Source organism: Arthrobacter sp. AL05, from assembly GCF_029960715.1.
Taxonomy (GTDB): Bacteria; Actinomycetota; Actinomycetes; order Actinomycetales; family Micrococcaceae; genus Arthrobacter.
Map to the genome: position 1 here is coordinate 377,912 of NZ_JASBRC010000002.1, position 12,825 is coordinate 390,736.

Annotated in this window: 12 protein-coding genes; 10 read left to right on the forward strand and 2 right to left on the reverse strand. The window is 66.4% G+C overall.

Annotated elements, in window-relative coordinates:
- Window positions 1-212: 212 nt before the first annotated feature.
- Entirely contained in the window at window positions 213-1,745 is a 1,533-nt protein-coding gene (locus tag QK287_RS03995; protein WP_226774214.1) for an HNH endonuclease signature motif containing protein, read from the forward strand.
- Between the two features lie 109 nt (window positions 1,746-1,854).
- On the opposite strand, the gene QK287_RS04000 is transcribed toward QK287_RS03995, so the two are convergent.
- Window positions 1,855-1,983 (reverse strand): hypothetical protein, encoded by a 129-nt coding sequence (locus QK287_RS04000; RefSeq protein ID WP_256446691.1) that lies wholly within the window; start codon window positions 1,981-1,983, stop codon window positions 1,855-1,857.
- Window positions 1,984-2,141: 158 nt separating this feature from the next.
- Here QK287_RS04000 and QK287_RS04005 point away from each other — a divergent pair, with 158 nt between their 5' ends.
- Window positions 2,142-3,209, forward strand: coding sequence for a GNAT family N-acetyltransferase (locus QK287_RS04005; protein ID WP_282359362.1), 1,068 nt, complete (start codon window positions 2,142-2,144; stop codon window positions 3,207-3,209).
- A gap of 27 nt (window positions 3,210-3,236) precedes the next feature.
- Entirely contained in the window at window positions 3,237-3,491 is a 255-nt protein-coding gene (locus tag QK287_RS04010; protein WP_226774212.1) for a hypothetical protein, read from the forward strand.
- Between the two features lie 178 nt (window positions 3,492-3,669).
- On the opposite strand, the gene QK287_RS04015 is transcribed toward QK287_RS04010, so the two are convergent.
- On the reverse strand, window positions 3,670-4,092 hold the full coding sequence (locus QK287_RS04015) for a DUF937 domain-containing protein (RefSeq protein WP_282359366.1): 423 nt from the start codon (window positions 4,090-4,092) through the stop codon (window positions 3,670-3,672).
- A 217-nt stretch (window positions 4,093-4,309) separates the two neighbouring features.
- On the opposite strand from QK287_RS04015, the gene QK287_RS04020 reads away from it, so the two are divergent.
- The 7 genes from QK287_RS04020 to QK287_RS04050 all read left to right on the forward strand — a co-directional run bounded on the left by QK287_RS04020 (window position 4,310) and on the right by QK287_RS04050 (window position 12,688).
- Window positions 4,310-5,326, forward strand: coding sequence for a bifunctional riboflavin kinase/FAD synthetase (locus QK287_RS04020; RefSeq protein WP_282359424.1), 1,017 nt, complete (start codon window positions 4,310-4,312; stop codon window positions 5,324-5,326).
- Between the two features lie 135 nt (window positions 5,327-5,461).
- Window positions 5,462-6,316 carry a tryptophan 2,3-dioxygenase gene (gene kynA, locus QK287_RS04025; protein ID WP_226774210.1) on the forward strand — a complete coding sequence of 285 codons (855 nt, stop codon included), beginning with the start codon at window positions 5,462-5,464 and terminating at the stop codon, window positions 6,314-6,316.
- Between the two features lie 5 nt (window positions 6,317-6,321).
- Window positions 6,322-7,614, forward strand: coding sequence for a kynureninase (gene kynU, locus QK287_RS04030; protein ID WP_282359425.1), 1,293 nt, complete (start codon window positions 6,322-6,324; stop codon window positions 7,612-7,614).
- Window positions 7,615-7,773: 159 nt separating this feature from the next.
- Window positions 7,774-8,043: a 30S ribosomal protein S15 gene (gene rpsO / locus QK287_RS04035; RefSeq protein WP_226774209.1), complete on the forward strand. Its 270-nt coding sequence runs from the start codon at window positions 7,774-7,776 to the stop codon at window positions 8,041-8,043.
- Between the two features lie 244 nt (window positions 8,044-8,287).
- Entirely contained in the window at window positions 8,288-10,537 is a 2,250-nt protein-coding gene (locus QK287_RS04040; protein ID WP_253033235.1) for a polyribonucleotide nucleotidyltransferase, read from the forward strand.
- Between the two features lie 157 nt (window positions 10,538-10,694).
- A complete protein-coding gene (locus QK287_RS04045; RefSeq protein WP_282359368.1) occupies window positions 10,695-12,038 on the forward strand; it encodes a pitrilysin family protein in 1,344 nt (447 codons plus the stop codon).
- A gap of 125 nt (window positions 12,039-12,163) precedes the next feature.
- Window positions 12,164-12,688: a DUF1579 domain-containing protein gene (locus tag QK287_RS04050; RefSeq protein ID WP_282359369.1), complete on the forward strand. Its 525-nt coding sequence runs from the start codon at window positions 12,164-12,166 to the stop codon at window positions 12,686-12,688.
- Window positions 12,689-12,825: the final 137 nt, after the last annotated feature.

Sequence of the window (12,825 nt, forward strand, 5' to 3'; positions counted from 1 at the left end):
TTCCGCTACAGGCCACACGGCCTGGCTCCGGAATACTCCTGGGAATTCCCCGGCTGCCGGCTGGACCACACGCAGCCGATGACGTGGACTGTGCTCTGGATGGGGCGCTTGCACTGCTGCGTTCTTCAAACGGGACGGCACTGTCTGTTGCAGCGATGTTCGGAGTGACAGAAGCCTCGGACTTTGCCGGTCGGGTCGAGGAATTATCCCGCATGGTCGACTATCTGCAACTTGTGGCCGCAGCGGCGGTTGACCGGACCCGAAACCAGGCGGCGGCAGCCAGCAACGCGGCTGCGAAGTTTGGTTCCGGTGCCCCTGCCAGCTGGTTGACCGGCTGGCACGCCGACGCGACTACGACCACGACCACGACCACGACCACGACTGTGACGGTGCCGGCGGCCAGGGTCGCCGGGCCCGATTCCGGTTGGAACGTGCAGCTTGGCGCGGGCCGTGAACAGGGCTGCGTCGATGACGGGTACCGGAACACCACCGAGTTCCTGCGGGCCAGGCTTCGGATCACCGCGGCGGAGGCGCGGCGCCGGCTTGCCCTGGCATCGGATGTTCTGCCGCGTACCGGCTTGTCAGGGCAGCCCCTGCCCGCCGCGTGGGAGGAACTCGCGGCTGTCCTCACAGCCGGGGACATCGCCTCGCGGGCGGCGACCCTGGTTAGCCTGTCCCTCCACCGGGTCGGGCACGTGGCCGCGCCCGGTGACGTTGTCCGGATGGAGCATGCCCTGACCCGCACGGCTGTGGAGAACGACCAGGATTTCCTGACCCGGATCGCGAAGCGCTGGACGGACGCCCTGGACCAGGACGGTGCCGAACCCAGCGAGCAGGAACTGCGCCAGCGCCAAGGCGCGTTCATCCGCCGGTCCCACCGTGGACTGCAGCACCTGGAAATCTTCGCCACCGCCGACCAATTCGAGCACCTGCTCACGGTCATGAACACAGCCACCAACCCACGGACATGCTCTGCCACCAACCGCACCGACCCCACCGCCGGCACGGCCGAAAGTGCCGGTCCCGACGCCCGGGCCGACGCCCGGGCCGACGCCGGCGCCAATGCCGGCGCCAATGCCGACGCCCGCGGTGCCGTGGACCACCCGGCTGCTGGGGAGGCGGCCGCTGCCGGGCGGCTGGATCAGCGCACCCGTCCGCAACGGCTGCTCGATGGCCTGGTCGGCGCCTGTAAGGTGGCCCTCGCGGCCGGAGAACTGCCCGCTTCCGGTGGACTGCGCCCGCAGGTTATGGTCACCATCGACTACCGGGACCTCCTCGAACGGCTCGGCGGCGCCAACCCGCAGTCACACGGGCCGGGATCCGGCGCGGGAACCCTGATGTTCACCGGCCCGGTCACGGCCGAGACCGCGCGCAAGATCGCCTGCGATGGCGACATCACTCCAATCGTGCTCGGCGGCAACGGCCGCATCCTGGACATCGGCCGGGCGTCACGGGTCTTCCCGCCCCACATCCGCAAAGCCCTCACCGCACGGGACCAGGGCTGCGCGTTCCCCCAGTGCACCATCCCCGCGCCGTGGTGCGAGGCCCACCACATCGAGTACTGGTCCCGCGGCGGAACGACCGGAACGGAGCAAGGCGCTTTGCTCTGCTCACACCACCACCACGTCATCCACAAGGAAGAATGGACCATTCAGGTCCGCGCCGGCATCCCGTGGTTCATCCCCCCGGCGCACCTGGACCCACGCCAGGTGCCACGACGGAACAGCTATTTTCGCCTTGAGTAAACCCAAGGGACAGTGCGCGCTCTGCGGGCAAATCAGGGATTATCTGAACTGCGCAAAGACCTGTGCCGGTTCGGGACGAATATCCGGGCCCTCGGTGAAGCCGAGGCCTTCACAAAAAGCACGCTTTCCGGAACGCCGGATCCACCAGGATGTCCTGGACGGAGCAGATGGTCGCGGCGCCGGAGGCCGCGCTGGCCAGTCCCACCAGCACCAGCGCCAGAGCCAGCGCCAGCACCACGGAGTCGGGTTACGGGCTTCCGGCAAGGACTGCGGACGCTGGCATCGGAACAGTGCCGCACGCAGCCGTCCCCCGGCCACGGGCGGGAGGTGCTAGCGTAGCGCCGATGCGTAACAGGCGCCCGGGCCCTTGCGTTGGCCACGTCCAGGGGATAAACCATGAACATATCCGTGAACATCCGAAAGTGCACGGCGGACGATCTTCCCGCCCTGTGCCTGCACGAGCCCCCGGGTGCAAAAATCGCCGAGGGCTTCCTGGTGCGCCAGACGGCGGGGGAGCTCCTCTATGCCACGGCGTGGACCGGGGGCACCCCGCACGGCGGGGCGGTGCTGGATTTCCGTGCCGGGCCAGTCCCCGAACTCAAGCATCTCTTTGTGTATCCCGGCAGCAGGGGAGCAGGGATCGGCAGTGCGCTGTGCCGCTGGCTGGAAGAGCAAGCCAGGCTGGCCGGACACAGTGCGATCGTCCTCGGCGTCGAACCTGGCAACACTGCGGGACGGAAGCTCTACAAAGGCCTTGGCTACCGGCCCACCGGTGCCACGGAAACATGCTCCTATGAATTTACCGACCCTGACGGCAACCGGAGCGTTGCCACGGAAACTGCTGCGCTCCACCATAAACAGCTCGGACCGCCTTGGGCCATCGAGCCTCCCGCCGGCCGTGGACCAACCCCGCCGGCGCCCTCCCGCGTCCTCTTCTATGGAGTGACCGGCAGCGGGAAGTCGACCGCCGCCCGCGCCTACGCCCAGTCCAGGGGGTTGCCCGGGTTTTCGGCAGATGACGACACCGGCTGGCTGCCCGGCTGGCAGCAGCGCACCGTCGAGGAGCAGCGTGGTATCGCAGCCTCGCTTGCAGCCCAGGACCGCTGGGTGCTGGACAGCGCCTATGGTGCCTGGCGGGACGTTGTGCTGCCGCGCGCGGAGCTCATTGTCTGCCTCGACTATCCACGCTGGCTTTCGCTGGCCCGGCTGATTCGCCGCACGCTGCGGCGGGCGTTGACCCGGGAGCCTGTCTGCAACGGCAATGAGGAAACTATTGCCCGGCTCTTCACCCAGGGCTCGATCCTCCGGTGGCATTTCCGGTCCTTCACTCGGAAGCGGCAGGTGATGCGGGGGCTGGAAGCGGACCCCCGGATGCCGGCTATAGTCATGTTCCGCCGTCCCCGGGAACTCGACGCTTGGCTGGCGCAGCTGACCGGGACCTCTGACCGGGCAGAAAGCCCCTGAACAGACACCCGCGGCTACGCTGGAGGCATGGCTGGACTCAAGGCTCCACAAGCGTTGCGGAAGGCAGAACGTAAGTCCCTCCTGAGGGCCGTGAAGGCATTCCATACCTTTGCCTGGTTCACGATCGAAGCCTGCATGGTATCCGTCCTGTACGCCGGTGTCCGCGGCCGCACGGACCGGCGGGCGGGCCTCGCCGCCGCAGTTCTGGCTGCCGAGACGCTGGTTTTCCGCGAACCGCTTCCACTGCCCGCTTACCGCAGTGGCCAAGGACCTGGGGGATGAGGCAGGCTCGGTCACCCGACATCTACCTGCCGGGAATGGTTCGCGAGGAACCTTCCGGTCATCCACGTTCCACTGATCCTCGCCGCCGTGCTGCTGCACTGGCGGAACTGCCGGACAGCCGGTAGCTCAACCGGGCAGTTCAGCCGGGTAGCTCAACCGGGCAGTTCAGCCGGGCGGCTCAGTCCCCGCACGGTGGCCGGCGCAGTCGAGGCCGCCAGCGCAGCGGGTTGCCGTTGAGGTCGACGCGGAAGTGCTCGATCACCTTGTTGGCCGCAGTGTTAATGATGATCACGGAGTCCGCCGGCCAGGACGGATCGGGAACCACGGTGTAGGGAACATCCGTAATCCTGCTGGGCTGCCCGGCGTCGTTGATCTCCCGGCTGATCGCAAGCTCGAGCCTGGCAGCGCCCTCGTAGCCTTGTGCGTTCTTGTGCATGCCGGCCAGCAGCATGGGCACCGCGGCCTCCACCGCGGCCTCCACCGTGGCCTGCACCGCGGCCTCCACCGTCTGCCGGTCCGTGCCGAGCATGCCGGCAATCTGGACTACCGGGATCTGCCTCAGGAGACCGTGGAGCTCTGACCCGGGGTCTCCTTCAGCCACACCTGGGTGCGGGCCTCGGTGGAAACCGCACCCGCGCAGACACCCGCCGGACTGTTGCCTGTGCCTCGTGGTGCTGGCGTGCCGAACGCGGCGGAGCGTCGCCGCGGACCCGCAGTGCCGTCGGAAGCAGCCGACGTTTGCAGGTAATCTAGGAGAGTTCCGGAGCCGGCAGGTTTATCCGGAGGAGCACATGGCAGGAAGCAAAAAGGCGAGGTTGATGGTCCACATCTGGAACGATCCGTCCGAAGTCCCGGCGGACTTTGGTCCTTCCGTCGTTACGTTCGGCAATTTCGACGGGGTACACCGCGGCCACCAACAAGTGCTCTCACAGCTCATCCGGGTTGCCCGTCTCAACCACGCACGCGCCGTCGCCATCACCTTCGACCCGCATCCGGCGCAGGTCCACCGTCCCGAATCCGCCCCGGAACTGATCATGGGTCTGGAAGACAAGCTTGCCGCCCTCAGCGAACTGGGCCTCGACGCCGTTCTGGTCATGAAGTACTCCCTCGAGCTGGCCAGCCTCACCCCCGAAGAATTCGTCGCCACAGTCCTGGTCGGCAGCCTCAGGGCGAGCCACGTGGTGATCGGCCACGATGCACGGTTCGGCCGGAACAACTCCGGGGACCTGGAGACCATGCAGGACCTCGGCCGGAAGCTCGGCTTCGAGGTGCTGGTTATCAGCGAGTTCGGCTCGGAAGGCTTTCCGATCCACGGCGACGCACCCGGTGCGGGACAAGACCGCACCGCCCACGACGGCACCGACCGCCGCTGCTCCTCCACCTGGGTGCGCGAGGCACTGCGGGAGGGCGACGTCGCCACTGCGGCCGCCGTACTCGGACGGCCGCACCGGATGCGCGGCGAGGTGGTCCACGGCGCCGCTCGCGGCCGTGACCTCGGCTTCCCGACCGCAAATCTGGCCGCTGACGCGAGCGGCTACGTCCCGGCTGATGGCATCTACGCCGGGTGGCTTGTGGACCAGGCCGGCACGCGCTGGCCTGCCGCCATCTCCGTCGGGTCCAACCCCACCTTCGACGGCGTCAGCCGTCAGGTTGAGGCGCACGTGATCGACCGGCCGAAAGAGGCCGTGGAAGACTTCGATCTGTACGGCCAGACAGTAGTTGTGGAATTCGTCGCCCGGCTGCGGGGCATGGTGACGTACCGTGGCCCTGAAGCACTGGTGGACCAGATGCGGCTGGACGTTGTCCAAGCGCACAATATTCTATTTGTGCCCTAACCCGACCATCCGCTGCGCCGGGCCGCCGGAGAGGTGAATCCGTCGGCCGGATGCCCGGCTCGGCCTGTGCCAGGTTTCCCCGGGCCGCCGGACGGGAAAACGAAGAAGAGCCCGTGGGCAAGGAAGGCACAAAACGTGACGATTGAGAAAAATACCAGGGAACTGGACAAGGATATTGTCCGCGACTTCAGCTCCCGAATGAGCTACGCCTCCTACTTGCAGCTCCCGACGCTGCTGAGCGCCCAGAACCCGGTCAGCACACCGGAGCACCATGATGAGTTGCTGTTCATCATCCAGCACCAGACCACAGAACTGTGGCTCAAGCTGGTCCTGCACGAGCTCCGCAGCGCCGCCGCCTGGCTCCGCTCCGACGACCTCGGCTCGGCGCTGAAGGCGATTGCCCGGGTCAAGCACATCCAGAAGACCCTGACCGAGCAGTGGTCCGTGCTGGCCACCCTCACGCCCACGGAGTATTCGCAGTTCCGCGGCTTCCTGGGTAACTCCTCGGGATTTCAGTCCAGCCAGTACCGCGCCGTCGAATTCCTGCTGGGCAACAAGAACCGCAAGATGCTCCCGGTGTTCGAATCCGACCCCGAAGCCCACGCGATGCTGCTGGAGATCCTCGAATCGCCGAGCATCTATGACGATTTCCTCGCCTACCTCAAGCGGCAGGGCTTCGACGTCCCCGCCGCGCTGCTGGAGCGGGACGTCACCAAGGCGCACGAGTTCTGTGCCGAGCTGGTCCCCGTCTTTAAGTACATCTACGAGAACGCCGCGGACAACTGGGGCGCCTACGAGGCCTGTGAGGAACTCGTGGACCTTGAGGACAACTTCCAGCTGTGGCGCTTCCGGCATCTGCGAACGGTCCAGCGCACCATCGGCATGAAGTCCGGCACCGGCGGCTCCAGCGGTGCTGCCTTCCTGCAGAAGGCGCTGGAACTGACGTTCTTCCCCGAGCTCTTCGCCGTCCGGACGGAGATCGGCCAGTGAGCGCACTGACTCCGGCGGCGGCAGCGGCGCAGAACCGAGATGCCTTGTTGCAGCGCGCCCGGGAACTGGACGCCGCCGATCCGCTGGCTGCCTGCCGCGACCACTTCATCGGTGCCGACACGGACCTTGCCTACCTGGACGGCAACTCCCTGGGCCGGCCGCTCAAGCGCACCGTCACGGACATCAGCAGCTTCATCCAGGACAGCTGGGGCGGGCGTCTGATCCGCGGCTGGGACGAGCACTGGCTGGAGCTCCCGCAGGCCATCGGCGACCAGCTCGGCCGGGCAGTCCTCGGCGCGGCCGCCGGGCAGACCATCATCGCCGATTCCACCACTGTGGTGCTCTACAAGCTGATCCGGGCCGCAGTGGCCGCGATCGCCGACCCGGCCCGGACCGAAATAGTGCTGGATACGGAGAACTTCCCCACTGACCGCTACCTTGTCGAGGGCATCGCCCGCGAAGAAGGGCTGATGCTGCGCTGGATCCACACCGATCCTTCCGCCGGGGTAACTGTCGAGCAGGTGCGGGCGGCAACGGGGCCGGCCACCGCCGTTGTGGTCCTGAGCCAGATTGCCTACCGCTCCGGGTTCCTTGCCGATCTGCCCGGGATCACCGCTGCCGTTCACGCCGCGGGTGCGCTGGTGGTCTGGGACCTTTGCCATTCCGCCGGTTCGGTGGAGATTGCCCTGGACGCCGCCGAGGTCGACTTCGCCGCCGGCTGCACCTACAAATACCTCAACGGGGGGCCCGGCTCGCCGGCGTTCGCCTATGTTAATGCCCGGCACCTGCCGGGTTTGCAGCAGCCGATCTGGGGCTGGATGGGCCGGAAAGACGCATTCGAGATGGGGCCCGGGTATGAAGCGGCAGACGGCATCCGCGGGTTCCTCAGCGGCACCCCGGCGGTCTTCGGGATGCTTGCCATGCGTGGCACCCTGGACTTGCTCGAGGAGGTCGGCATGGCCGCGGTTCGGGAGAAATCACGCCTGCTGACCGCGTTCGCCGTCGAGCTCCACGATGCCTGGCTCGCCCCGGCCGGCGTGGAACTCGCGACGCCGCGGGAGCCGGAGCTGCGCGGCAGCCACATCACGGTGGACCACCCGGCGTTCCGGGAGATGACCGCCGCACTGTGGGCGGCCGACGTCATCCCGGATTTCCGGGCACCGCAGGGCCTGCGGATCGGGCTGTCCCCGCTGAGTACGTCCTTTACCGAGGTGCACCGCGGGGTGGCTGCGATCCGCGAACGGCTGGACGCGGGCCATTCCGGGCAGCCACTGGAGGGGTCGTTTCGACAAGATTAGCGGCGTGCCGGTAAACTAAGCGTTGGATCCGGCTGCAGTCCGTGGCGGCTGGGTCCTGTTGTGTACGGGACAGCTGGCATCAAAGCAGAAGAACCGGCACGGCACCCCCCGGCGGTGAGTTACTGATTCGGGCCTCACGGCACATATCTAGGAGTTATTGTGGCACTTGAAGCCGCTGTAAAGCAGTCCATCATCAAGGATTTCGCAACGTCCGAGGGCGACACCGGTTCGCCGGAGGTCCAGGTTGCAGTCCTGACTCAGCGGATCAAGGATCTCACTGAGCACATGAAGGTGCACAAGCACGATTACCACACCCAGCGCGGTCTGCTGGCCATGGTTGGTCGTCGCAAGCGTATGCTCACCTACCTCAAAAACACTGACATCACCCGCTACCGTGCGCTCATTGGGCGTCTCGGCCTGCGCCGCTAGTCAGCTTTAAAGGGGCGGCCCCTTCCGTGACGGAATGGGCCGCCTTTTTCACACACAACTCAACAGGAGGATCAACCGCATCACGCATTCGCGGTCTTCGGTAGTGATCTCCGGGAACGGCTTCCAGGATATGAAGCCCGGCCCGTGGGTCTCGATCGATGACCGGGTGTAGTGCAGGCCGGCAGATGCCGGGCTGGGTTGATGCGGCTGGACTCCGTGAACCATGAAACGGAGGTGACTCTCTATGGAGGGTCCCGAAATCCAGTTCTCAGAAGCAGTCATTGACAATGGCCGCTTCGGCAAGCGTGTAATCCGCTTTGAAACCGGCCGACTTGCCAAGCAGGCAGCCGGCGCAGCGATGGTCTACCTCGACGAAGAAACCGCGCTGCTGTCCGCCACCACTGCCGGCAAGCACCCGCGTGAAGGTTTCGACTTCTTCCCGCTGACCGTCGACGTCGAAGAGCGTATGTACGCCGCCGGCCGCATCCCGGGCTCGTTCTTCCGCCGCGAAGGCCGCCCGTCCACTGAAGCGATCCTCGCTTGCCGCCTGATGGACCGCCCGCTGCGTCCCGCCTTCGTCAAGGGCCTGCGCAACGAGGTCCAGATCGTGGTCACCGTGCTGTCCATCAACCCGGACGAGCTCTACGACGTCGTAGCGATCAACGCTTCGTCGATGTCCACCCAGCTCTCCGGCCTGCCGTTCTCCGGCCCGATCGGCGGCGTCCGCGTTGCCCTGATCGCCGACGAACACGGTTCGCAGTGGGTCGCCTTCCCGAAGCACTCCCAGCTCGAGAACGCCGTCTTCAACATGGTCGTTGCCGGCCGCGTCAAGGGCGACGACGTCGCCATCATGATGGTTGAAGCCGAAGCCACGGACAACTCCTGGAACCTCATCAAGGAACAGGGCGCCGCCGCCCCGACCGAAGAGGTCGTTTCGGAGGGCCTGGAGGCCGCCAAGCCGTTCATCAAGGCCCTTTGCGACGCCCAGTCCGACCTGGCAGCACGCGCCGCCAAGCCGACCGTCGAGTTCCCGGTCTTCCTGGACTACCAGGACGACGTCTACGCCGCCGTGGAGTCAGCTGCCGCCGAGAAGCTGGCCGCTGTTTTCCAGATCGCCGACAAGCAGGAACGCGACACCGCTTCCGACGAGCTCAAGAACGAGGTCACCTCATCCCTGGCCGGCCAGTTCGAAGGCCGCGAAAAGGAGCTGTCCGCAGCCTTCCGCTCCGTCACCAAGCACGTTGTGCGCCAGCGTATCCTCACGGACCAGATCCGCATCGACGGCCGTGGCCTGACGGACATCCGCCAGCTCACCGCCGAGGTTGAGGTTCTTCCCCGCGTCCACGGCTCGGCCATCTTCGAGCGCGGTGAAACCCAGATCATGGGCGTCACCACGCTGAACATGCTCAAGATGGAACAGCAGATCGACTCGCTTTCGCCCGTAACGCGCAAGCGCTACATGCACAACTACAACTTCCCGCCGTACTCCACCGGCGAGACCGGCCGGGTCGGTTCCCCGAAGCGCCGCGAAATCGGCCACGGCGCCCTCGCAGAGCGCGCCATTATGCCGGTGCTGCCGTCCCGCGAGGAATTCCCCTACGCCATCCGCCAGGTCTCTGAAGCCCTCAGCTCCAACGGTTCGACGTCGATGGGTTCCGTCTGCGCCTCGACGCTGTCCCTGCTCAACGCAGGCGTGCCGCTGAAGGCTGCTGTTGCCGGTATCGCCATGGGCCTGGTTTCCGACCAGGTTGACGGCCAGACCCGCTACGCCGCCCTTACCGACATCCTCGGCGCCGAAGATGCCTTCGGTGACATGGACTTCAAGGTTGCCGGTACTTCCGAGTTCGTTACGGCCATCCAGCTGGACACCAAGCTCGACGGCATCCCGGCCTCGGTGCTGGCCGCCGCCCTGAAGCAGGCCCGCGAAGCCCGCCTGCACATCCTGGACGTGCTGAACTCCGCAATCGACACCCCGGATGAGCTCTCCGAGTTCGCGCCGCGCGTCATCGCGGTCAAGATCCCGGTAGACAAGATCGGCGAGGTCATCGGCCCGAAGGGCAAGATGATCAACCAGATCCAGGAAGACACCGGCGCCGACATCTCGATCGAGGACGACGGAACTGTCTACATTGGCGCCACGAACGGCCCGTCTGCCGACGCAGCACGGTCCGCGATCAATGCCATTGCCAACCCGCAGATCCCGGAAATCGGCGAGCGCTACCTGGGCACGGTCGTCAAGACCACCACCTTCGGTGCTTTCGTTTCCCTGACCCCGGGCAAGGACGGTCTGCTGCACATCTCCGAGCTGCGCAAGATCGCCGGCGGCAAGCGCGTGGACAACGTTGATGACGTCGTCTCCGTCGGCCAGAAGATCCAGGTGGAAATCACCAAGATCGACGACCGTGGAAAGCTTTCGCTCTCGCCCGTTGTGGCTGACGAGGCCGGTGCCGGAAACGCTGACGACGCTGAGGTCTCCCTCGAGGCCGCAGAGTAGTCTTTCCAGACCCAAGTGGCGGGGCCGGTGGATTATCCACCGGCCCCGCTGCCGTTAACGGCGGCGTAGAACATCGCCGTCGCCGCCGTACCGTCCGGGCGATTTCCCGCTGGTACGATGGCAGGCAGATTTGGGATGTTTTTACTGAAAGGCTTTGATGACTGTCGTACCCCTGCCGCTTGAGCAGAACCAGCATGCTGACAGCCTGATCCACGGAGCCGACGGCGGATCCGAAGTGCGGCGGTCGGTCCTTCCCGGCGGTGTCCGTGTGCTGACCGAGGCGATGCCCGGACAGCGTTCTGCCACCATCGGATTCTGGGTTGGCGTGGGATCCCGCGACGAGGCGCCCGGGCAGCACGGCTCCACCCATTTCCTCGAACACCTCCTTTTCAAGGGCACCCAGCGGCGCACCGCCCTGGAGATCGCCTCGGCCTTCGATGAGGTCGGCGGGGAGTCCAACGCAGCCACGGCCAAGGAAAGCACCTGCTATTTTGCCCGCGTGCTGGACACCGACCTGCCGATGGCGATCGACGTCATCGCGGACATGATCACCGGTGCCGTGCTGGACCCGCAGGAGATGGAGCAGGAACGCGACGTTATCCTCGAAGAAATCGCGATGGACAGCGACGACCCGACCGACGTCGCCCACGAACACTTTGTCGCGGCCGTGCTGGGTACCCACGCGTTGGGCCGCCCAATCGGCGGTACCCCCGACGCCATCCGTGCCGTCGCCCGGGATTCCGTCTGGGACCACTACCGCCGCTATTACCGCCCGGATGAGCTTGTTATCACCGCCGCCGGGGGACTGGACCACAACGTCGTCTGCGGACTCGTTGTGGATGCCCTGCACTCCGCCGGCTGGAGCCTTGAGCCTGACGCCGCGCCGGTGCAGCGACGCTCCACCGACCGGGCCGCGATCACCGGCACCGCCGGACTGCACGTGGTCAAGCGTCCGGTGGAACAGGCCAACATCATCATGGGCTGCCCCAGCATCGTCGCCACCGACGACCGCCGCTTTGTGATGAGCGTGCTCAACGCCGTCCTGGGCGGCGGGATGTCCTCCAGGCTGTTCCAGGAAATCCGGGAGAAACGCGGCTTGGTGTACTCGACCTACTCCTTCGCCTCCTCCTACGCCGACGCCGGGTACTTCGGAATGTACGCCGGCTGCACCCCGTCCAAGGTCCGGCAGGTCGTTGAGCTGCTCGGCGCCGAACTGGACAAGCTCGCAGAAGGCGGGATCTCCGAGGAGGAACTCCGCAAGGCCGTGGGGCAGCTCTGTGGCGGAATCGTGCTGGCACTGGAAGACACCGGCTCACGGATGTCCCGGCTCGGCCGTGCCGAACTGGTCTCCGGCGAATACCAGGACATCGACGAGACCCTTCGCCAGATCAAGGCGGTGACCGCTGACGAGGTCCAGGTGCTCGCCCGCGAACTCGCGGCTGCGCCACGGACCCTCACGGTCGTTGGCCCCTTCGAGGAAACCGAGACGTTCGGGCTCTGACCGGCTGCCGCCGGGCGCCAGCGGTTTACCAACCGTCCGTCCCGCCGCCGTCCCGCTGCCTTTACATTCCGCCCGGCCCGGCGGAATGATTAGGGCAGGGGCACGGGAGCCACTCGGAAGGACGCATGGAGCGGGAACTGCCAGGCAGCGCACCCGAGGCGCTTGAGGCGTTCCTCGGGCAGTGGAGCGCACCCGAGGCGCTTGAGGCGTTCCTCGGGCAGTGGAGCGGAACCACCCAGTGGGAAGCCACGGCGTGGGGGCCGGCCAGGACCGCTGCGGCCGAGGTCGTGTTTGCCCGCGCCGCCGCCGGCCTCGCTGTGACCATGAGCTACCGCCACACCGAGTCCGATGGCTCCCGGACCGACGGTATCGGCGTCTTTACGATGGACCCGGGCTGCCCCGACACCCTGTGGTACCACGTCAACAGCATGGGACTGCCGCCGGAGGCGCCCGCCAGGGCAAGCTGGCAGGGCGGAACCCTGACCATTGAACGGCGCAGCGACCGCGGCACCGCCCGCCACACCCTGACCGTAACCGACGGCCTGTTCACGCACGCTGCAGGTTTACGGCTGGGCCATGCCAGCGGATTCATTCCTTTCATGACCACCCTGTGCCGCCGGGTCGCGAACCCGGCGGCTGGTCCTGCCTGACCGCAGCCCCGGGCCACCTCCTTGACGGCAGTTTTCCTGCCCTGCGTGGTGCGCTGCTGCGCTTTTGCGCACCAACCGTGATCCATCGGCCAGGAGCCAGCACGCGACCCTTCAAACCGTTGACACGGGGCGACGTG